A 22,322-nucleotide genomic window follows, 5' to 3' on the forward strand; every position below is an offset into this window, starting at 1 on the left:
CCCCTTTTTTATCTACTAATTAGTTTGTCATAAAAGGAGTCAGATATACGAAGATTGTACAAATGTGAATGAGGAGTAGGATTGTTTTGAGGAGAATATAAAAGCCAGTAGATTTCTCTACTGGCTACATCATTATTTTGCTGCGCTATAGCGCTTTGATACTTCTTCCCAGTTTACTACATTAAAGAATGCAGAAATATAATCTGGGCGACGGTTTTGATAATTTAGGTAGTAAGCATGCTCCCAAACATCAAGTCCAAGAACTGGAGTCTTACCTTCCATTAATGGAGAATCTTGGTTTGGAGTGCTTGTTACTTCAAGCTCACCGTTGTTTACTACTAACCAAGCCCAACCTGAACCGAAACGAGTTGTAGCTGCTTTTGTAAACTCATCTTTGAATGCGTCAAAACTACCGAACTTGCTAGTAATAGCTTCAGCAATTTCACCAGTAGGTTCGCCTCCACCATTTGGAGAAAGGATAGTCCAGAATAAGCTGTGGTTTGCATGTCCACCACCGTTATTTCTAACAGCTGTACGGATATCTTCAGGAACAGCATCAAGGTTAGATACTAGTTCTTCAACTGATTTGCTAGCTAATTCTTCGTTACCTGCTAAAGCATTGTTCACGTTAGTGATATACGTATTATGGTGCTTAGTGTGGTGAATGTTCATTGTTTCTTTGTCAATGTGTGGCTCTAATGCATCATATGCATAAGGTAATTGTGGTAATTCGTATGCCATTGTTTATTTCCTCCTTAAATATGTACATAATTTGGTCCTTTGAAAACATACGCCTTCAGTAGTACCTAAATGTAGATTACCAAAATTAGCATAATCTTTCAAACAAAACGCCTATACAATTCAATGTTTTTTCAGAAAAATCAATAGATATTTTGTGAACATTTTTCTAAATCAACATCAACAAATCTAAACTTCCCTATGTAACAGAAACTTATTCGAGAATTACAGAACTACCACCAAGAAATAAATAATCATAATTGCTTGGATAATTCCCTTTGCAACTACTCCAGACAAAAATCCAATTACTGACCCAAACCCACTTTTAAATGCATCTTTAGCTGTTTTCTTATGAATAAGAAGTTCTGCAAGGAATGCACCTATGAATGGTCCGATGATGATCCCCGCTATCGGTATTACAAATGGACCTATAAGTAATCCAATTGTACTTCCCCAGATAGCCGCTTTACTTCCTCCATACTTCTTTACACCTATAAGATTTGTTGCATAATCTGCTCCCATTAACAATACAAAAAACAAGCCTTCAATCACCCAAAACAAAACTGAAAATGATTCAAATCCTTGAAATAGCCCAAAAACAATAAATCCGCCTACAATAAATAAAACACTAGGGATAATAGGGTATACCAAACCAATAAATGAAATTAAGAATAATAATACTACTAGCAGCCACATGATGATATCCATGTTTTTTCTCCTCCTTTTAAAAAAATACAAGGCAAGCTGCCTTGTATTTTACTTTAGTTCTATTATAAATGTCTTTCACCTAGAACTGCTTCTGCAATATTTACAGCATGGTCACCAATTCTTTCTAGGTTACTAATAATGTCCACAAACACGATTCCAGCTTGACCAGAACAAGAACCTTCATTTAGACGAAGTATATGCTTCTTACGTAAAGTTCTTTCCATTGTATCAATCTTTTCCTCTTGCTTTACTACATCGATTGCTAATGTACGGTCATTATTCCTAAGTGCCTGTACCGCCTCATTAACTGTGTAGATTGTTAAATCAAACATTTCATTTAAATCATCCATCGCATCATCAGTTAGCTTAACCTTATTGGAAATTTGGTAATCAACCAATTCAACCACATTCTCAAAATGATCTCCTATTCTTTCTATGTCACGAACACTATCAACAAGGATTGAATGTAGTTCGGATTCTTGCGGTGAAAGTGAACTTCCTGAAAGTTTTATGAGATAGTCTGTAATCTTTTTATCTAAATTATTTATTGCATCCTCAATTTGCATTGCGGTTTCTGAATATCTTTGGCTTTTTTCTTTTAGGTAAGTATTAGATTCTTCTAATCCCTTTACTGCAAATTCACCCATTCTCACTACTTCTTCCCTTGCCTGTCCTAAGGCAATAGATGGTGATTGTTCTATAAAGACCGGGTCTAGATGTTTTGCTTTGTACTCTATTAGAGCATCTTCTCCTGGAATTAGCTTTGTCACTATATAAGCTAATATAGCTATAAAAGGAAATTGAATGATTGTGTTTGTAACGTTAAAAGTACCATGCGCAAACGCAATGGTCATTTCCGGATTTAGATGCAATGTACTTTGAAGCCAAACTATTAGTTTTGTAAACGGAGCTAGTACCAATAAGAATATGAAGGTTCCTATTAGATTAAAGATAACATGTGTCAATGCAGCTCTTTTTGCAGCAACTGACGCACCTATAGAAGCTAAAACAGCCGTTATTGTTGTCCCAATATTATCACCAAACAATACTGGTAAGGCAGCTTTTATATCTAATAGACCTTCACCAAATAACTCCTGAAGAATCCCGATCGTAGCACTTGAGCTTTGTACAATTACAGTAAATACCGTACCAATAACAACCCCAAGAATTGCGTTGTCACTCATACTTACAGTTAAATCACGAAAAGCTTCAAGTGTACGCAGTGGCTTCATTCCATCTCCCATGAATTCTAATCCAAGGAAAAGGGCACCAAAGCCAAATACGATTTGTCCAAAATTATGTATTCGTTTATTTTTAAAGAAAAATAACAATATTGCTCCAACGGCAATAATTGGCAGGGAATAATCGGAAATTTTAATACCAATGATAAACGCTGTTATAGTTGTTCCAATATTCGCACCCATTATAACTCCGATTGCCTGTCGCAGAGTCATAAAACCAGCACTAACGAGTCCAACTACTATAACGGTTGTACCTGAACTACTCTGAATTAGAACTGTTACAAAGATACCAGCTAGTACACCCATAAATGGATTTGTTGTAAATTTATCTAAAATGTCACGAAGTTTATCTCCAGCAGATTTTTGAAGGCCATCTCCCATATATTTAATTCCGAATAGAAAGATACCTAAACCACCTATAAACTGAAATATCATACTTTGTACATCTAGTTCCACTTTGCCAACTCCTAAAAAATATATTTTTTGTAAGCAAACCCACTAAAAATAGTACCTTAGTAAAATTTTCTTGTAAAGAAATAAATTACGAATGATGTCGAACAATTTTTTTGATGACTCTTACATGTATTTTTTCTAAGTTCTATAAAAGTATGTATTTGTTACTAAATTGACTTGGCTCTCGACTATTTCTTAACATTTTAGTTATATAAAAATGGGACAAGCATATTTTGTAATATGGAAACAAATTAAAATGGAGGTTTTATAGTTGAAAAAACTCTTTGCATTCCTAAGTATAATTTTTGTCCTATATATAATTTATTACGATATTAAAATTGGAACATTACCTTCAGTAAAAGGTGAAACAATAGAAGTGTTAGAAAAAGTCTTGGAAGACCAACCTGTAGAACCCTCTATAGAAATAAAAGTAAAAGCTGGCGATACAGTATTATCAATTGTTGAAGAGATAAACAAAAATACCAAAATTACTTCAATAGAAAAAGTTATCAAGGATTTTGAGGAGCTAAATCAAAATACAAAAGCTGATCTTCTTCAAATTGGTAAGACTTATCAATTTCCACTTTATACAAATGATTAAATACACTTTTCTTGTCATTTTGCGGAACTGACTGTAAAATAGGCAGGTATAGGATATTTACCTAGATATTTTTTTCAAAAAGGATTACTCTTAATTATGATAAGAAATGAAGCTAAGCTGAAGGAGCGATATTCGTGAGTGAAATCATCCATCGTACAAAAACACGTCCTGTAAAGGTTGGAAATTTAACAATTGGTGGTAACAATGAACTAGTAATTCAAAGTATGACCACAACTAAAACGCATGACGTTGAAGCAACTGTAGCAGAGATTAAACGCCTTGAAGAAGCAGGGTGTCAGATTGTACGTGTAGCATGTCCAGATGAACGTGCAGCAAACGCAATTCCAGAAATCAAAAAAAGAATTAACATTCCTCTAGTAGTTGATATACATTTCGATTATAAGTTAGCGCTGAAAGCAATCGAAGGCGGAGCTGATAAAATTAGGATCAACCCTGGAAATATCGGGCGCAAAGAAAAAGTAGAGGCTGTTGTTAAAGCAGCAAAAGAAAAAGGAATTCCAATCCGAATTGGGGTTAATGCCGGATCACTTGAGAAACGGATTATTGAAAAATATGGGTATCCTACTGCAGATGGTATGGTTGAAAGTGCGTTACACCATATCAAAATATTAGAAGATCTTGATTTTCATGATATTATCGTTTCGATGAAGGCATCTGACGTGCCTTTGGCTATTGAGGCTTATGAAAAGGCAGCGAAGGCATTTGATTACCCATTGCATTTGGGTATAACAGAATCAGGAACACTTTTCTCTGGTACTGTTAAGAGTGCTGCAGGACTTGGTGCAATTTTAAGTAAAGGGATCGGTAATACATTACGTATCTCATTAAGTGCAGATCCAGTCGAGGAAGTAAAGGTAGCTCGTGAATTGCTTAAAACATTCGGATTAGCATCTAATGCAGCTACATTGATTTCCTGCCCTACTTGTGGCCGTATAGAAATCGACCTTATTTCAATTGCAAATGAAGTTGAAGAATATATCTCCAAAGTAAAAGCGCCAATAAAGGTATCAGTATTAGGTTGTGCTGTTAATGGCCCGGGAGAAGCACGTGAAGCTGATATTGGTATTGCGGGAGCTAGAGGAGAAGGTTTACTATTCCGGAAGGGTCAAATTGTCCGTAAAGTTCCAGAGGAAACAATGGTAGAGGAATTAAAGAAAGAAATCGATAAACTTGCTGAAGAGTATTACGCAAAACAAGCTCAAGAAGCTCAAAAATAATAAGTACATTAATCAAAAACAAGCCCAACACGATAGTGTCGGGCTTGTTTTTTTGTCTATATTTGGTTAAAAGAATGGGAGGATAAAGATACCGACAATAATTGAAACGGCACCGATTCCAATTGCCCACGCTCCTAAACCTGTAGCTCCACGTCTGCGGGCGATGAATCCAATAATAATACCTGCTGCTCCCATTAATACAGGCATTACAAATAGGGAAATAATTGATAAAGCAAGAGCTAACCAGCCTAAACCAGTACCACTCATTGCGTTATCCCCTGTGTTATTTCCAGTATTATTAGATTCTCTTCTAGCAGGTCCATAATTTATTGGTCCCGCAACTTCGGCTGCAGTTTCCTCATTGTAGCTTGAGTCAGCATTTGCACCTAAATTAGGGTCGACATATTCAAAATCATCGTCTCGAATTTTTCTAACATTTGTGTCTTCTGCCATGCTTATCCCTCGCTTTCCTTAAGGTTAAGGAGCATTTATAGTATGAGTGCTTTAAGGGATAATTATAATTGTTAATCATTTCATATTAGATAACTGCAATGTGTTTTTCGTAACTTTATACTCTACAATCAGGACATGCCCCATAAATCTCAAACTTGTGCCCAGTGATATCATATCCCTGCAAGTTATCCATTATTTTATCCATGGGACAAGAAGCTATTTCTTTTGTTTTGCCACAATCTAAGCAAATAAAATGGTGATGATGGTGACTTCCTCCACATGAAAATCTAAAATGTTTTTCACCAGATAACTCCGTTGTTTCCAGGATTCCAAGTTCTACAAACAGAGAAAGATTTCTATAAATCGTGTCAAAACTTAATCCTGGATAATTATCCTTCAATTGATCCAATACATCTTTTGCAGTAAGGTATTTATCTGAATTAGAAAATAACTCAAGCATTTCTTCTCTTTTACCTGTATGCTTGAATCCCTTTTCTTTCATAAGCTCAATCGCTTCTGTTACATTCATACTGTTCTACCTCTCCTAACATTTTTCCATCCAATTGCACAAAGCAGGATAAAAATTGCCAATATAACAATCGTTCCCCCAGGAGCTAAATCAAGATAATAGGAAAGAATCAACCCAACTATGACTGAAATTTCCCCAAAAACAACTGATAAAATAATGGTCTGCTTAAAACCTTTGGCAACCCGGATACTTGCTGCCACAGGTAATGTCATTAAAGATGAAACTAACAATATGCCAACAATTCGCATAGATGCAGCAATTACTAAAGCAACAATTATGATAAAGATAAAATGTATTGCTTTTGAATTTATTCCTGAAACTGCAGCATGTTCCTCATCAAACGATAACAAGAACAATTCTTTATATAAGAAAATAACAATGGCAAGGACGACGATTGTTATCGCAAGTATCGTCCATAAATCCGAACGGCTTATGGCACTAACACTCCCAAATAAATAATTAAACAAGTCTGTATTAAATCCCTCAGCTAACGAGATAAAAATTACGCCTATTCCAATTCCGCCCGAGAGTATAATGGGAATTGCCAATTCCTGATAGTGTTTGTAAACCGCACGTAGCCTTTCAATAAATAAAGAACCAATAACAGAAAACGTCATCCCCATATATATAGGGTTAATCGCTTGTGTAAAACCAAGTTTCTTCTCAAGTAAAAGACTAGCCGCTATCCCAGCTAATGTCACATGACTTAATGCATCCGCAATTAATGACAGCCTTCTAACAACAATAAATACTCCGAGCAATGGTGCAATAAATCCTATAAGCAAGCCACTCAAGAATGCGTTTTGTAAAAATTCAAATTGAAAAATATCAGCTAGCATTGTTATCCCCTTCCATGAGTATGATCATGGGTAATAACCTGAAGCGGATGCCCATAAAACTCAGATAAATCCTGTTCTTTAACATGTTCAAATTCCTCTGCACTTCCATGAAAATGCATATGTTTGTTAAGGCATGCAACATGCGTAACTTTTTCAGAAATTGTTCCAACATCATGTGTGACTAAAATCAAGGTTATTCCTTTATTTTTATTAATATCCTCCAGTATGTTATAGAACGTTTGAACCGTACCGGCATCAACACCTACAGTTGGTTCATCAAGAATTAGTAACTCAGGTTCACTAACAAGTGCACGTGCAATAAAAACACGCTGCTGTTGTCCTCCAGAAAGTTCACCTATATTTCGATTCAGAAAATCTTCCATTCCCACAGATTGAAGTGCGTTTTCAATCTTTTTTCTATGTTCTTTTTTTAAAAATGTAAATAGACCAAGCTTCGACGTTAACCCGCTTGAAACAACCTCAAAAACGGTTGCTGGAAAACCAGAGTTAAAGCTGTTTGCCTTTTGAGAAACAAATCCGATTTTGTACCATTCCTTGAATTTGTTTATATCAGAACCAAAAAGCTTAATTGAACCCTTCTGAATCTTTAATAAACCAAGGATACTTTTCAACAATGTTGTTTTACCCGAACCATTTGGACCAACAATGGCCAAAAAAGCACCTCTAGGTACATCTAAATGAATATTTTCTAAAACAGTCTGTTCATCATAACGAAATGATAAATCTTTTATCATTAAAACTGAGTTAGTTTGTGTCAAGTTATCACCTTATTTAAATAAAATCGACCCTTATTAAGAATCGTTACGATTTACGCTATATGAAGTATACAAGAAGATTTTTAGAATGTAAAGTTAACTACTTTGATGGTGTGATTACCATTTTCAAACCCTATTAAAAAAAGACTAACTCTTTCTTTAAAAAACTCTGTCTACATATACAGAATCTTTTAGAAAAAGACTTAATCTATGTTCATTAGTGGACAGCTGACTTAAATTTTCCACCTTTTACTTCATGTGTATCCATAATGGTAATAAACGCATTTGGATCAATTTCGTGAGTAATTGCTTTTAACTTCGTAACTTCGAGCCTTGTGACGACAACATACACTACTTCCTTTTCTGCATCCGTATAGCCGCCCCTACCCTTAAGCTTAGTAGTACCACGCCCCAAACGATGGAGTATCGCATCTGAAACATCGTCGAATTGCTCTGATACAATTATTGCAGCTTTTGTTTCATCCAGTCCTTCAACTACTGTATCAATAGTTTTAAAGGCAATATAATAAGCTAACACTGAATACATTGCTGATTCAATACCAAATACAAAAGCAGCTATTGCAAATATAAAGATATTGATGAACATTACAAATTCTCCAACAGAGAATGGTAGCTTTTTTGTTAAGATAATAGATAGTATTTCAGTTCCATCCATAGATCCACCATTACGAATAACAAGACCTACCCCTGCACCTAATAACAAACCTCCAAAAACAGCCGCTAAGATAGGTTCGACATCAACAGGTTCGACATAATGTAAAAGGGTCTCAATAATTGCTAAACATACTATTCCAAAAATACTTGACCACATAAATGTTTTACCGATTTGTTTATAACCAGAATACATAAATGGAAGGTTAAAAACGACTACTAATAAACCAAATGTAATATAGCTTGGAGTTAAATAATCAACAATCATGGAAATACCGATTATACCACCATCAATAATTTTATTTGGAAGTAAGAAAAGTTCAATTGCTGCAGCAGCAAAACCAGCACCAATGATGATCATAACTACCCGTAATAGCACATGTCCAAAACTCTCTTTTTTATGCTTTCGATGCATCTGGCCACCCCCGTTTTTATTTTTTTATTTTCTATTTTTTATTTTTGCACGAACCCGTATCCTCTTCAATAAACTAAGATGAGGAAGGTGAATTTTAAAATGAATATCTATCAGCAGATTATAAATCAAAAACTTAAAACATTAACACCTGGAGATTTAGTTAAATATGGAAAACAATATGAAATTTATGTTACGAAGGAACAAGCAGCAAATGTATTAAAACTAATAAAAAGTAAAAAGAATATAAATATCTTTAACGCAGAAGAAAAAAATCAATTACTTAGAGAAATTGCACGTGTAACCAGCCCAGAAGTTGCTAGAAAGTTAAATCAACTTTTTATTAAGTTCACTAGTTAGCAATCCCAATATATTTATTATACTTTCTAGTAAAGATCTCGACAATTACAGATGCTATAGAAAACAGAAAAGCTGTCAGATAGACAGCTTTTCTTGCATTTCTATGCTAACTATTGGTTTACTATTTTTTCTAGCAGCTTCTCATCAAAAGTGCCTGAGCGAAGCATTTCTATTTCAAATTTATATGGTGGCATTTTGCTATTTTTATCCTCGCCCACATATGGTGTCTCAAGAATTTTTGGAATTTCTTGTAGATCCGGATGATGAACAATATAGCTCAGTGCTTTAAACCCGATATGACCATAGCCAATATTCTCGTGGCGATCTTTACGAGACCCTCTAGGGTTCTTACTATCATTAATGTGCAGAACTTTTATCTTGTCAATCCCAATAAGTTTATCAAATTGTTCTAACACACCATCAAAATCCTCAACAATGTCATACCCTGAATCATGAGTATGGCACGTATCAAAACAAACAGAAAGCTTGTCATTATGCGTTACTCCATCAAAAATCTGAGCTAATTCCTCAAAGGAGCTTCCACATTCAGATCCCTTTCCAGCCATGGTTTCCAATGCAATTTGTACTTGATGATCTTTTGTTAATACCTCATTAAGCCCCTCAATAATTCTTTTTATACCAGTTTCCACTCCTGCACCAACATGAGCTCCTGGATGTAAAACAATTTGTTTTGCTCCTAGTGCCTCTGTACGTTCAATTTCAGAACGAAGAAAATTGACACCCAATTCATAAGTTGCCGGGTTAGTTGTATTACCTATATTTATTATATAAGGTGCATGGACTACGATTTCACTTATTCCATTTTCCTTCATATGGGCTTGTCCAGCTTCAATATTTAAGTCTTCTATTTTTTTACGTCTAGTATTTTGAGGTGCACCTGTATAAACCATAAATGTATTTGAACCGTACGATACCGCTTCTTCACTAGCAGCCAATAACATATTTTTCCCACTCATTGACACGTGCGAGCCAATTTTAAGCATACTTTAACACTCCAATCTCCCTTACAAATCTCCAAGATTTATTTTAGCATATAATCAGACTATTTTCTTTTCAAACGCCTTTGTCGCTTTTTAAACTCTTCCACTTCACGGTTCATTTTTTTCTTATAGCCTGGTTTAACCTTTTTAGGTTTCTTTACTGTACTTTGAGCTAGCTTTTCAACCTCATCAGTCTGCTTTTGGCGCGTCTTCCGCTTATTACGCTCACCGACTTTCACCCACTCACCTTTTTCAATATCCATATTGGTGAAGGTAATACCCATTTTTTCAAGCTTTACAAGAGCATCTTCATCTGAAAGATCATACATCGTTGCAGCAATTCCGGAATAACCCGCTCTTGCCGTTCTACCTACCCTATGGACATAGAAATCCAAATCACTAGGCAGTTCAAAATTTATAACATGACTGACACCCTCAATATCGATCCCTCTAGCAGCTAAGTCAGTAGCCACTACATATTGATATTCAAGCGCATTAACCTGTTTCATCATTTTTTTACGTTCTCTTGGAGACAGGTCACCATGAATTCTACCGACCTTTAACCCTTTTTCTAGCAGTCCATCGGCAACTTCATCCGCCATTTTTTTCGTATTTGTAAAGATAATGGCTAAATACGGATTGTACAGCTCTAGCATTTTCTCTAAAAGTGTAAGCTTATTACGGTGTCTTAGTGGGACTAAAATATGTTCAACTTTCGCTGCAGTTGCTTGTTTCGGTGCAACATGTGTATATCTAGGATTTTCCATGTATTTTTTTAGGAAAGGTTTTAGTTTTTCTGGTATTGTTGCGGAAAACACTAACATTTGAAGTTTTTCGGCCATACGTGATGCAATTTGGTCAACATCTTCTATAAAGCCCATATCCAGCATAAAATCGGCTTCATCCACAACATATTGTTCCGCAGTATAAACAACTAAAGCCTGTTCTTTTATCAGGTCATTGATGCGCCCTGGTGTACCAACTACAATATGTGGTTGGTTCTTAAGCTTTTCAATTGCCTGTGCCTTATCAGTTCCACCTACAAATAATTTAGCTGTAATCGATTCACCCTCAGAGAACTTAATGATTTTACCGACTTCCTTAAAAATCTGAGAAGCAAGTTCTCTTGTTGGAGCTGTTATAACTGCTTGGACCTCTTGTTTGCTTGGATCAATCTGATTAAGGATCGGCAGTAGGTACGCATGTGTTTTACCTGTACCTGTTTGTGATTGCCCAATCACACTTTCTCCACGCATGATACTAGGAATGATTCGCTCCTGTATTTCCGTCGGTTGTGTGAATTTTAATTCACCTAATGCTTCAAGTATGAACGGTTGTAAATCAAAACGCTCAAAACCCTGTTTTGTCATAAAAATCCCTCATTTATTGTGATTATGTATTGGCTAAAGATAAATAATTTTTAATTTTAATATTCCATTAAAACAGTGAATGTAGTTCAAATATAGAAATGCCCTACTCTTATTGTCATTAACCTAACTAATAATTATATAGGAATTTCTATAAAAACTCCAATTGCTATTATTGTGTGCCCAATCTTTCAATTCATTAAACAATTAGTATGTTAATCGCATATCCTAAAAACAAGGGTATTATACATTTTTACTTATCTCATTAAATGAAAGGAGGATAAGTATGTTTTTTCCTAGAAGACCAATGACTCCAATGAATCCACCTTCAATGTTTTCTAATCCTTTTGGCTTTCCACAACAAATGATGCAACCACAAAGTAAGCCTGGACTTGGAGGACTGTTAAAACGATTAATCCCTGGAATGGGCCAGTCAAATCCTATGCAAGGGATGGGTGGAATGGGTGGTTTTATGAATCCTTCCTCAATGCAAGGTTTAAATCCATCAACGTTGCAAAATCTAGCAAACCCCTCGAATCTAAGTGCTATTATGGGAAATGTGCAAAAAACGTTAAAAATGGCAGAATCCGTTGTCCCTATGGTCCAGCAATACGGGCCATTGGTAAAAAATATCCCGTCTATGATCAAAATGTACAACGCCATAAAAAATACTGGTGATGATGAGAAAAGTTCAGATGATTCTATTTCGCTTTCAGAAGTAACTGACACTGAAAATAAAAAGGAACAAAAGTCAAAATCTACAGCAAGCGGATCAGGTAAATCTGTACCAAAGCTTTATATTTAATTATCAGTAGTCTCCCCTACAAAATATGAAATTGAATTTTGAAGATTTAGGATACAAAATCTCTACAAAATACAGTTAATGTCACTGTAAGAAGCCATGATTTTCAAAGGAATTTTTTAATGCAAACTCTAGAAAAATTCGGTACAAAAGCGCCATGAGACATTTGACTATAATAGTATACCCACCGAAACCGCAGCCTCATGTGTACACACATAGAGGCTTTTTTGCTTAGTCAAATTCATTTTGTGACTTTTTGACAACTACTAAAAGTCCTTTGTATTATCCTCTATACTCATATATAATGAAATACGAGATTACGAGAATAACATCTTAGATAATGCACCAATCCGATTGAGTTAGGAGGAATTAGCATGGAAGTAATCAAAATAGCTCCACGCGGTTATTGCTATGGTGTGGTTGATGCAATGGTTATTGCCAAGAATGCCGCTTTAGATAAAACTTTACCTAGACCAATATATATATTAGGAATGATTGTTCATAACAAGCATGTAACTGATGCTTTCCAAGAAGAAGGCATTATTACGCTTGATGGACCAAACCGTTTAGAAATATTAAATCAAGTTAAAGAGGGTACCGTTATTTTTACAGCTCACGGTGTATCACCTGAAGTGAAAAAATTAGCACGAGAAAGAGGCCTTGTAACACTTGATGCAACGTGTCCAGATGTTACGAGAACACATGATTTAATTAAAGAAAAAATAGCAGAAGGCTATCAAATAATTTACATTGGTAAAAAAGGTCATCCAGAACCTGAAGGTGCTGTTGGAGTTGCTCCAAACGATGTACACCTTGTTGAAACAGTGGAGGATGTTGAAAACCTTACACTTACTAGTGAAAAACTAGTAGTTACCAATCAAACAACAATGAGTCAATGGGACGTAATCGATGTTATGGAAAAGGTAAAGGAAAAATATCCTCATACCGAAGTTCATAACGAAATTTGCCTCGCCACTCAAGTACGACAAGAGGCTGTGGCTGAACAAGCTGGCCAGGCAGATTTAACAATTGTAGTAGGCGATCCAAAAAGTAACAACTCTAATAGACTTGCACAGGTTTCGGAAGAAATTGCAGGGACAAAAGCTTATCGCGTAGCAGATGTAAGTGAGATTCAAATTGAATGGCTAAAGGGAATTAAAAAGGTAGCAGTTACCGCAGGTGCTTCTACCCCAACACCGATTACAAAGGAAGTTATTACATTCTTAGAGCAGTTTGACATTGAAAATGAGGTAACATGGGAAAGAGAAAGAAAAGTCCCTTTATTTAAAGTCTTACCTAAAGTTAAACAGCCAAAAAACTAAGCATTTCCAATTGGAAATGCTTTTTTTATTTACTATAGGCGCAACCAATCTTGAAAATATATAAGGGTTGTTACGTTAACCTTGAATACGGTGCTGAGTGGGTATGTTAACTCCCATTCTTACCCTCTCACTTCTAAAAACCAAGTTGAGTGGGTTCGTCAACATTGAATCTACAAACACACCTTGAAGCAATTTGAGTGGAGACGTAACATCTTGTTTCTTACCATCACCGCGCCCCCAATTCCTTACATAAAAACAAAAGGATCTGTGTTTGGCTCTGATGGGAATACTTCCACCTCAAACTTTTCCTGTTCGAAAAGCTTTGTTAATACGTTTGTTACACCCTTTTTCATAACTTTTTCGATATGATGCCCCGGGTCGACAATGTTTAATCCCATCATCATTGCATCGTGTGCAACATGATAGTACATATCTCCAGTAACATACACATCAGCTCCAGAACGTTTTGCCTGAGTGATGTACTTATTTCCGTCTCCGCCTAATACAGCGACTTTTTTAACAGTATCAGTTAGGCTGCCAACTACACGCACTCCCTCAACATCAAGAGATTTTTTAACATGCTGAGCAAACTGTTCAAGTGTCATTTCATGTTCTAAATAACCCACCCTGCCTAGTCCGAGAACATTCCCTTCATTTTCAAGAGGGTAGATATCGTATGCCACCTCTTCATATGGATGAGCCTTTAACATTGCATTTACGATCCTTTTTTGTAGGCTACTTTGAAATACTGTTTCGATCTTAACTTCCTCAACACTTTCAAGTTTTCCTACTTCTCCTATATGTGGAATAGTGTCCTCACCTGGCAAAAATGTTCCAGTGCCTTGTGTATTGAATGTACAGTGACTGTAATTGCCAATGAAACCAGCACCAGCGTCTCCTAGTGCTTTACGCACATTTTCAGCATCGCCAACAGGGACATAGACGGCTAGTTTCTTAAGCTTCTCCTCATATGATGGACTTAATGTACTAATGTTTTGCAGTTTTAATGCATCAGCAAGCAAATCATTTACCCCTCCAACAGCAACATCTAAATTAGTGTGAGCGGCATAAACTGCAATATTATGTAAGATACACTTTTCTATTATTCTACCCGCTGGAGTGTCTGTTTGAATTGCTTTTAATGGCCGAAAAATAGGCGGATGATGTGCAATAATTAAGTCTACTTTCTTCGCTATAGCCTCATCAACTACATTTTCTAACACGTCCAAGGCTACCATAATACGCTTAATTGGCTTTTTTAATGTTCCAATTTGGAGACCTATTTTATCACCCTCAAGTGCCAGATGCTTTGGCGAGAATTGTTCAAACAATTGAATCACTTCAAATCCATTTGGTACTTTGGTCATTGTAATGCCTCCTTAACAATTGAGATTCGGGCCAATAGCTCGTCTTTACGTAAAAGATTTTCAGGAGTATCTTCTGCGGCTTCTAGTTGTGCTACAATTCTTTCCCAATGTTTTAACTCGTTGCTCCATTTTTTTGTGAATACAGGACTTTTTTCTTTTAGTAGAAACGGTCCTAAAAGTAGTTCTGATTTTTCATTTTCATATGGAGCTAAAGGTTCGCCTTTTTCAGCTACTAAAATTTCATAAATTTTGTTATCTTCCTCTAGTATTTGTTCAGCCTTTATTTCCCAGTGATTTTCAAGTAACCATTCTCGGATGGTGTAGGCTCCTATATTAGGTTGTAATACTAGTCTTTCTACACCTGTTAACTTCTCACAGCCCGCTTCTAGTATCGATCGAATGAGTGAGCCCCCCATCCCTGCAATCGTAATACAGGTAACTTCATTAGGTTGTATAACCTCTAAGCCGTCTCCCATTCGAACATCTATCTGTTCCTCAAGATTATTCTTTGCAACCTGATTTTTTGCTGAAGTGAATGGACCTTTTGCTACTTCCCCAGCAACTCCTTTTCGAATCATTCCTTTTTTAACTGCATAGCAAGGTAAATAAGCATGATCTGAGCCGATATCAGCTAAGATAGCCCCTAATGGTATGTATGAGGCAACTGCTTCAAGTCGTTTCGATAGTTTATCTTCATTCATTTATTAACACCACATCTTTTTATAATTTCGTTTTAATTATAACAGTACCATATCCATAATGAAAACTTGCATAATGTGAAAATAAATAAAACTAAAACAAAAACCCCTTACATAAAGTAAAGGGTTTTGTCCTTAAACACATTGTGTCTCATAAACTTAGTAAAAACCAAGTTGTATTATTCTTGTTCAGATAACCACGTTGCTAGTTCTTGAACCTGTACTGGATCTTGAACTAGGCCTGGAGGCATTCCAGTACCTCTACCATTTGTGATTACATCTTGGATTTCTTCAACAGATAAACGGCCACCAACTCCTGTTAATGCAGGCGCAGCACCAGAACCGCTTAAATCTGCACCATGACATGCTGAACATTTACCTTGGAAAATTTCTTCAGGTGAAGCAGCTGCAGTTTCGGGTTGTTCCTCTCCAGCATTCGCCATTTCATCCATGTTTCCTAATCCAACAAAACCTAGAAGGAACATGAGTCCAATTCCGAATACAGCAATTAATGCAAATGGTATTAATGGATTCTTTGACATCTTTTTCTGACCTCCCTACCCTATGTAAATCCTTGTAAGCTGATATATTATATTCTATACAAACACTCTCTATTTTACTTGAAAAGTTTGAGAAGTGAAAGACCTAAATGTACAAGAACTTAATTAACATATTATTCTAAAAACATTTGTCTAGAATTCGTCACAATTTCGTCACAATTAGTAGTGATTATAGTATAGTTACCTTATCATAAGAATGTTGCAATATACAAGCTTAAAATGGTGTTTTCTAATTTAACATATTGAGAAAATAAAGCGTTTCAGAGTTATAGTACAAAAAAACAAATCCTCTCTAATGAGAGGATTCAGGAAACTAACATCCTATAGCTCTTGCGATTACCATCCTTTGTACCTCTGAAGTACCTTCACCGATTTCAAGTAACTTAGCATCACGCATAAATCTCTCCACATGGTATTCTTTCATGTATCCATAACCACCATGGATTTGTACTGCCTGATTCGTAATTTCCATACAAACCTCAGAAGCATATAGCTTTGCCATTGATGCTTCTTTGGAAAAGTTTCTGCCTTCGTCTTTTAACCAAGCAGCTTTATAGACCATATTACGAGCTAACTCTATTTTCATAGCCATATCAGCTAGTTTAAATTGAATCGCTTGAAATGAAGAAAGAGATTTTCCAAACTGTCTTCTTTCTTTTGCGTAAGCAAGTGCCTTCTCATATGCAGCCTGTGCAATTCCTACAGCCATAGCTCCAATTCCAATTCTTCCACCATCCAATGTGATTAAGAATTGTCTAAAGCCCTCACCTCGCCGACCAAGTAAATTTTCTTCAGGAACATGAACATCTTCTAATACAAGTTCTGTTGTATTAGAGGCATTTAGCCCCATTTTTTCGTAATTATCAATAATTTTAAAACCTTCTGCATCAGTAGGCACTATAATTGCACTTATTTCTTTTTTATCTCTGTCTCTACCTGTTATTGCCGTTAAAGCTAAATGTTTGGCATAGCTAGCATTTGTAATAAAGCATTTATTACCATTAATCGTAAATTGATTATCTCTTAATATTGCTTCCGTTTGTGTACCACCTGCATCAGAACCTGCATTGGGTTCAGTTAATCCAAACGCCCCAAGAGATTCTCCAGTACATATAGGGGTTAAATATTTTTCCTTCTGTTCTTTTGTTCCAAAAAGATGAAGTGGAGCCCCTCCTAATGAGATATGGGCGGAATATGTAATACCAGTAGAGCCACAAGCCCGACTTAGTTCTTCAACAACGATCGCAAAACTGATTGTATCTGATCCTGCGCCTCCATATTCTTCAGGAAATGGCAAACCCATTACTCCTAATTCCCCAAGTTGTTTAAATACTTCAATCGGGAACGTTTTATCTTTATCCCTTTGTTCAGCTCCAGGTGCGACTTCAGCTTCTGAAAACTCCCTAATTGTCTTCTGTAGAAGCTTTTGTTCTGACGTTAGATCAAAATTCATATAACCCCTCCTGTTGTATGCGTTTTCATAACCTATTATAAAGGGAGTTTATGAATTTTCACAACATTTTAAATAGGATAATTATATAAATAATAAAATTCCAGTCAAAATACCCACTACACCAGCAACTAAGAAATATTTTTTTGTTGTAGCAATTCCTACACCTATCCAAATTAAACAATTTAACAATAATACCAAAATCATATATGTAGACTTTCCATTCAAGAAGGATTCCACCGCAGTGGTAGACAGTATAAGTAATTGTAATGCAAGAATGATAAAACCAATGTGTAAAATTAGTTGATTATTGTTATTTTTAACCACAATAAAAATACTGACAATTAAAAAAATAAAGTTTATAACCATTTGCAAATTAGGAGATATTTCAGTAAAATAAGTGACAAGAAATAAAACTGGTAAAAGCAAACCAATTCCTAGTAAAGTAAAAATTGCTACTTTTACTGAAGTAAAGGTTGAAGCTTCTGTTTTTTCAGGTAAACCAACTCCCTCTCCTTCCGTATATAGGGTAAGTAGAAAGTTACAGTATGCTTCAGGTAGCAACTTATTATTTTTCCAATAGATAATTTCGTTTATAATGATTTTTTTTCGATCATGATTCATGAAAGCGTTCACTCCAGGCTGCAAAAACGGATTTATTATATAATGAAAACTCGGCGTTAACCTAGCCTCTGACACAATATGTGAACCAACATCGTTCTGCTTCTTGGCTGTAGAGCCAAAGTTGTACTAATGCGTTTTGGAAAGTATATTAGCCAAAAAAAATAGTTTACTTCAATTGTAAGAAGTAAACTACTGATTGTAAATATAAAACTTTATTCTAAGAAATCTTTAAGTCTTTTACTACGACTAGGGTGACGTAATTTACGAAGTGCTTTCGCCTCAATCTGACGAATACGCTCCCGAGTTACACCGAACACCTTACCCACTTCTTCAAGGGTTCTGGTACGACCGTCATCTAAACCGAAGCGAAGTCTTAATACATTTTCTTCTCGATCTGTTAATGTATCAAGAACATCTTCGAGCTGTTCTTTTAGAAGTTCATAGGCTGCATGCTCAGATGGAGATGTAGCATCTTGATCTTCAATAAAATCACCTAAATGGGAATCATCCTCTTCCCCGATAGGAGTTTCTAAAGAAACAGGCTCTTGTGCAATCTTTAATATTTCGCGAACCTTTTCAGGAGTTAAATCCATATCTTCTCCGATTTCTTCAGGAGTTGGTTCACGACCTAAATCTTGGAGTAACTGACGTTGAACACGAATCAGTTTATTGATGGTCTCTACCATATGAACTGGAATACGAATTGTTCTGGCCTGATCTGCAATTGCACGGGTAATTGCTTGGCGAATCCACCAAGTCGCATACGTACTGAATTTAAAACCTTTACGGTAATCAAATTTCTCTACAGCTTTAATCAGTCCCATATTGCCCTCTTGGATTAAATCTAAGAACAGCATTCCACGGCCTACATATCGTTTTGCAATACTAACAACAAGTCGAAGGTTTGCTTCTGCAAGACGGCGTTTCGCTTCCTCATCACCTTGTTCAATTCTTTCAGCAAGCTGTATTTCATCATCAGCCGAAAGGAGATCCACTCGACCAATCTCTTTTAAATACATACGTACAGGGTCATTTATTTTAACTCCAGGAGGAACACTGAGATCATTTAAATCAAATTCTTCTTCCTTAGCTAATTCATGAATTTTCGGATCGTCGTCATCATCTTCCGCTTCACCGTCACCTATTAACTCAACCCCCTGCTCACCAAGGAACTCATAATATTCATCAAGCTGGTCTGATTCTACCTCAAAGCCAGACATACGTTCTGCGATTTCTTCATATGTCAAAACACCACGTTTTTTTCCTAGCTCTGCTAACTGGTCTTTTACTTGTTCAATTGTTAAATCTGTTTCAACTTCTTTAGACTTTTCAGCCATTTGTTCCCCTCCTTCCAAACTAGTAAGCCATAGAGGTTTTAACTACCCTAGTGGTTATTTTAATGCTTTTTTCATTTGAATAATTTCCATTGCAATCATTGCGGCTTTTTGAAAATCCTTACTGCGTTCAGCCTCAATTTTCGCATCTTCTTTTTCTTTTAGCATTGACAACTTTTGATGATTCAACACCTGTTTGATGTAATCCGATATTACAGCGTCCGTTATCTCTTCGCTAACTGCAATCATGGCAAGTTCAGTGACGACACGTTTTAAGTGATTATCATGAAGCCTTGTTAAGAAAGTACTTATATCTGGTTCATTACCTTCCTCATAAAAGGCATATAAATACGTAACAATTGCCCGATGATCCTCTAAATTAAAGTTAGCTTGAAGTCGATCCTGCACCTTTTCAGCAATCTCTTGATTGCGTAACATATGGGCGATTAAAAATCGCTCGGCGTTATGGTAGGCAGGTAATAATTTCGTAGATACGATAGTTTTCGCTTTTGGTTCATTTCTATTCCAGGACGTATTATCCTTTTTCTTCCGTTCTGCTTTATAATATTGAACTTGTTGTTGTTTGAGTGCATCAAGAGAAATCGAAAATTCACTTGATAGCTGTCGTAAATAGTGATCGCGTTCAACAGCCTTTTCCAAGAAAGAAATTTCTTTAACTACTTCTTCTATATAACGGATGCGTTCTCCTTCATCCTGAAGATTTTTTCCTCTCCTTAGGTACTGCATTTTAAATGCCATTATTGTAAGACTTGCCCCTATTACATCATTTTTAAACTTTTCTTCACCATATTTCTTTATGTAGTCATCAGGGTCTAAGCCATCTGGCATCTTAGCAATCTTCACATAACAACCAGCCTCAGTTAACATATTCGAAGCACGAAGGGCAGCATCAAGCCCGGCTTGGTCTGAATCATAGCAAATAATTACCGATTCCACATTTCTTCTAATTATTTTTACATGGTCATCTGTAAGAGACGTCCCCATGGTTGCAATTGAATGTGGAAAATCCGCCCTATTTGCAGCGATAACATCCGCAAACCCTTCAAGAAGAATAGCTTGTTGGTGTTTTCTTATATGCAATCTTGCTTGGTGGAAATTATAAAGTGTTTTACTTTTATTAAAGATAATTGTCTCAGGACTATTTAAATATTTTGGTTCCTGAGATTTGTCAAGTACCCTGCCGGAAAAGGCAATTGTTTTACCTTGATGATCCCAAATTGGGAACATAATGCGGTTTCGAAATCGGTCAAAGAAAGTACCACCGTTTTCTTTCTTTATTAACAATCCAGCACGTTCCATTACTTCAGGCTTAAAGCCTCTTTTTTGAAGAAATTTTGTCGCGAAGTCCCATGAGTTTAATGAATAACCTATTTCAAACCTTTCGATGATTTCGCGTGTAAAACCTCTCTCAGTTAAATAATCTAATGCTGGCTGGCCTTCTTTCGTATTAAGTAATAGGTGATGGTAAAATTTCTTAAGTAATTCGTGTGCCTCTATCATGATTGATGCTTCGGTGTCTTTTTGAGATGCACCTGTTGGCTGTTCAATATCTGCTATATCAATATTCGCTTTTTTTGCAAGGTTAACTGCAGCCTCTGAGAAGGAGTACCCTTCCAAATCCATTAAAAAAGAAAATACATTTCCACCTGCTCCACAACCAAAACAATGAAAGATTTGTTTATCGGGCGAAACAGAGAATGAAGGGGTATTTTCACCGTGAAATGGACATAAACCGAAATAATTTCTTCCTTGCTTCTTCAATTGAACATATTCACTAATTACATCAACAATGTCTACAGATAAACGAATTTTTTCGATTGTTTCCTCGGGAATTCGATATCCCATCTTTAACAACTCCGCGTACTAAAAAATATTCTATATTTAGAGTTTAAATCCTGCAAGATTCGACAAGTTTTTCTCAAAAACTTTGATAAAATGTTGTCTGTCTACTTCCATAAATGGTTTTGGTCCTTTGGAATAATTCCCAAAACGTCTCTCTTTTGCCGATAAGAAGCGTAAATGGAGAGTAGTGTCCATATTTTCTTCTTCGAACTCTTTCCTCTTGTAGAGAGTGTAATAACGTCTTTGTTCACCAAAATACTGGCTAGACCAATATCCTGCGTGACAACGATATCATCTCTTCTTGCGTGATTCATAATATAAAGATCTGCTGCTTCTTTATCTGTATCAACATATACCCACGCCCCTCCAATTGGATTGGTTAACATATGAGCATAAGAAGCTACAAACACGACATCCATCTTGTATGTACCTGCGATGGTAAGAATCTCTTCTTTACTGGACACGCATCTGCATCAACAAATATTTTATTCTTTTTTTCGGCATATTTCTCTATTCTACATCACTCCAGAGATTCCTTCTTTTCTATGAAAAGAATTCAAAGATGTTAAAAAAGTGTAAGAAATTGATTACAAATCTTTTGTGCTGGCAAAGTAGGTATGTAAGTGATTTATTAGTAATAACTTAAACTAACTTAACCATCTTGTTCAATCGTGTGAAAAAAATGTCGAAAATTAATTCACCTATTTCCTTATCTTACCCTTGACAACCTTCAATACATAGTTTATTCTTTCTATTCCAACTCTAAACCTAAAAATATGCATTTTTATCACAATTTTTTATTATAATACAAAACCTTATAAATCGCTAATATAAAAATTTGATAATTTATGGTAATCGATAGCGGAGTAAAAGCAAGACCTAAACAAATACATAAAAAAACATATCCCGGGAGA

General features: G+C 35.8%; 22 protein-coding genes and 1 pseudogene. 5 read left to right on the forward strand and 18 right to left on the reverse strand.

Translation table 11 applies throughout. From position 1 onward, the window contains the following. Positions 1-132 precede the first annotated feature (132 nt). The 3 genes from sodA to AB3M96_RS02580 form a co-directional block, all read right to left on the reverse strand. Complete coding sequence (gene sodA, locus AB3M96_RS02570; protein WP_412966003.1) at positions 133-741, reverse strand: superoxide dismutase SodA; 609 nt, start codon at positions 739-741, stop codon at positions 133-135. A gap of 222 nt (positions 742-963) precedes the next feature. Continuing rightward, positions 964-1,446: a DUF456 domain-containing protein gene (locus AB3M96_RS02575; RefSeq protein ID WP_412966004.1), complete on the reverse strand. Its 483-nt coding sequence runs from the start codon at positions 1,444-1,446 to the stop codon at positions 964-966. A gap of 62 nt (positions 1,447-1,508) precedes the next feature. Beyond that, positions 1,509-3,143: a Na/Pi cotransporter family protein gene (locus tag AB3M96_RS02580; RefSeq protein WP_412966005.1), complete on the reverse strand. Its 1,635-nt coding sequence runs from the start codon at positions 3,141-3,143 to the stop codon at positions 1,509-1,511. 268 nt (positions 3,144-3,411) lie between these two features. On the opposite strand from AB3M96_RS02580, the gene AB3M96_RS02585 reads away from it, so the two are divergent. Both AB3M96_RS02585 and ispG read left to right on the forward strand, forming a co-directional pair. Further along, positions 3,412-3,741: a flagellin hook IN motif-containing protein gene (locus tag AB3M96_RS02585; RefSeq protein WP_412966006.1), complete on the forward strand. Its 330-nt coding sequence runs from the start codon at positions 3,412-3,414 to the stop codon at positions 3,739-3,741. A gap of 143 nt (positions 3,742-3,884) precedes the next feature. Then, positions 3,885-4,979 (forward strand): flavodoxin-dependent (E)-4-hydroxy-3-methylbut-2-enyl-diphosphate synthase, encoded by a 1,095-nt coding sequence (ispG, locus tag AB3M96_RS02590; protein ID WP_412966193.1) that lies wholly within the window; start codon positions 3,885-3,887, stop codon positions 4,977-4,979. 66 nt (positions 4,980-5,045) lie between these two features. Here the strand turns inward: ispG and AB3M96_RS02595 are convergent, their stop codons facing one another. From AB3M96_RS02595 to AB3M96_RS02615, 5 genes are all read right to left on the reverse strand, one after another. Continuing rightward, positions 5,046-5,432 carry a DUF4190 domain-containing protein gene (locus tag AB3M96_RS02595; protein WP_412966007.1) on the reverse strand — a complete coding sequence of 129 codons (387 nt, stop codon included), beginning with the start codon at positions 5,430-5,432 and terminating at the stop codon, positions 5,046-5,048. Between the two features lie 115 nt (positions 5,433-5,547). Continuing rightward, positions 5,548-5,961 carry a zinc uptake transcriptional repressor Zur gene (gene zur / locus AB3M96_RS02600; RefSeq protein WP_412966008.1) on the reverse strand — a complete coding sequence of 138 codons (414 nt, stop codon included), beginning with the start codon at positions 5,959-5,961 and terminating at the stop codon, positions 5,548-5,550. Next, positions 5,958-6,800, reverse strand: coding sequence for a metal ABC transporter permease (locus tag AB3M96_RS02605; protein WP_412966009.1), 843 nt, complete (start codon positions 6,798-6,800; stop codon positions 5,958-5,960). The genes zur and AB3M96_RS02605 overlap by 4 nt, the downstream gene beginning before the upstream one ends. A gap of 2 nt (positions 6,801-6,802) precedes the next feature. Further along, the gene (locus AB3M96_RS02610; protein WP_412966010.1) at positions 6,803-7,555 is read right to left on the reverse strand and encodes a metal ABC transporter ATP-binding protein; all 753 of its coding nucleotides are present in this window, start codon (positions 7,553-7,555) and stop codon (positions 6,803-6,805) included. A 238-nt stretch (positions 7,556-7,793) separates the two neighbouring features. Beyond that, positions 7,794-8,663 carry a YitT family protein gene (locus tag AB3M96_RS02615; RefSeq protein WP_412966011.1) on the reverse strand — a complete coding sequence of 290 codons (870 nt, stop codon included), beginning with the start codon at positions 8,661-8,663 and terminating at the stop codon, positions 7,794-7,796. 99 nt (positions 8,664-8,762) lie between these two features. On the opposite strand from AB3M96_RS02615, the gene AB3M96_RS02620 reads away from it, so the two are divergent. Next, positions 8,763-9,020, forward strand: coding sequence for a DUF2624 domain-containing protein (locus tag AB3M96_RS02620; RefSeq protein ID WP_412966012.1), 258 nt, complete (start codon positions 8,763-8,765; stop codon positions 9,018-9,020). 110 nt (positions 9,021-9,130) lie between these two features. Here AB3M96_RS02620 and AB3M96_RS02625 read toward each other — a convergent pair whose 3' ends face one another. Both AB3M96_RS02625 and AB3M96_RS02630 read right to left on the reverse strand, forming a co-directional pair. Next, positions 9,131-10,024 (reverse strand): deoxyribonuclease IV, encoded by an 894-nt coding sequence (locus tag AB3M96_RS02625; RefSeq protein ID WP_412966013.1) that lies wholly within the window; start codon positions 10,022-10,024, stop codon positions 9,131-9,133. Between the two features lie 59 nt (positions 10,025-10,083). Next, complete coding sequence (locus tag AB3M96_RS02630; RefSeq protein ID WP_412966014.1) at positions 10,084-11,391, reverse strand: DEAD/DEAH box helicase; 1,308 nt, start codon at positions 11,389-11,391, stop codon at positions 10,084-10,086. A 283-nt stretch (positions 11,392-11,674) separates the two neighbouring features. Here AB3M96_RS02630 and vrrA point away from each other — a divergent pair, with 283 nt between their 5' ends. After that, positions 11,675-12,193, forward strand: a complete 519-nt coding sequence (gene vrrA / locus AB3M96_RS02635; protein WP_412966015.1) for a VrrA/YqfQ family protein — start codon at positions 11,675-11,677, stop codon at positions 12,191-12,193. Positions 12,194-12,564: 371 nt separating this feature from the next. Further along, on the forward strand, positions 12,565-13,512 hold the full coding sequence (locus AB3M96_RS02640) for a 4-hydroxy-3-methylbut-2-enyl diphosphate reductase (protein WP_412966016.1): 948 nt from the start codon (positions 12,565-12,567) through the stop codon (positions 13,510-13,512). 245 nt (positions 13,513-13,757) lie between these two features. Here the strand turns inward: AB3M96_RS02640 and AB3M96_RS02645 are convergent, their stop codons facing one another. The 8 genes and pseudogenes from AB3M96_RS02645 to AB3M96_RS02680 all read right to left on the reverse strand — a co-directional run bounded on the left by AB3M96_RS02645 (position 13,758) and on the right by AB3M96_RS02680 (position 21,922). Further along, positions 13,758-14,879: a Nif3-like dinuclear metal center hexameric protein gene (locus AB3M96_RS02645; protein ID WP_412966017.1), complete on the reverse strand. Its 1,122-nt coding sequence runs from the start codon at positions 14,877-14,879 to the stop codon at positions 13,758-13,760. Then, positions 14,876-15,580 carry a tRNA (adenine(22)-N(1))-methyltransferase gene (locus AB3M96_RS02650; RefSeq protein ID WP_412966018.1) on the reverse strand — a complete coding sequence of 235 codons (705 nt, stop codon included), beginning with the start codon at positions 15,578-15,580 and terminating at the stop codon, positions 14,876-14,878. The genes AB3M96_RS02645 and AB3M96_RS02650 overlap by 4 nt, the downstream gene beginning before the upstream one ends. A gap of 176 nt (positions 15,581-15,756) precedes the next feature. After that, the gene (cccA, locus tag AB3M96_RS02655) at positions 15,757-16,119 is read right to left on the reverse strand and encodes a cytochrome c550 (protein ID WP_412966019.1); all 363 of its coding nucleotides are present in this window, start codon (positions 16,117-16,119) and stop codon (positions 15,757-15,759) included. Between the two features lie 331 nt (positions 16,120-16,450). Then, positions 16,451-17,590, reverse strand: coding sequence for an acyl-CoA dehydrogenase family protein (locus AB3M96_RS02660; protein WP_412966020.1), 1,140 nt, complete (start codon positions 17,588-17,590; stop codon positions 16,451-16,453). An 81-nt stretch (positions 17,591-17,671) separates the two neighbouring features. Beyond that, positions 17,672-18,211, reverse strand: coding sequence for a hypothetical protein (locus tag AB3M96_RS02665; RefSeq protein WP_412966021.1), 540 nt, complete (start codon positions 18,209-18,211; stop codon positions 17,672-17,674). Between the two features lie 212 nt (positions 18,212-18,423). Beyond that, positions 18,424-19,548 (reverse strand): RNA polymerase sigma factor RpoD, encoded by a 1,125-nt coding sequence (gene rpoD, locus AB3M96_RS02670; protein WP_412966022.1) that lies wholly within the window; start codon positions 19,546-19,548, stop codon positions 18,424-18,426. Positions 19,549-19,602: 54 nt separating this feature from the next. Then, the gene (gene dnaG / locus AB3M96_RS02675; protein ID WP_412966023.1) at positions 19,603-21,411 is read right to left on the reverse strand and encodes a DNA primase; all 1,809 of its coding nucleotides are present in this window, start codon (positions 21,409-21,411) and stop codon (positions 19,603-19,605) included. Between the two features lie 36 nt (positions 21,412-21,447). Then, a pseudogene (locus AB3M96_RS02680) lies at positions 21,448-21,922 on the reverse strand (YaiI/YqxD family protein). Positions 21,923-22,322: the final 400 nt, after the last annotated feature.

Origin of the sequence: Ferdinandcohnia jepli (assembly GCF_047246645.1) — a bacterium.
Lineage (GTDB): Bacteria > Bacillota > Bacilli > Bacillales > Bacillaceae_L > Ferdinandcohnia.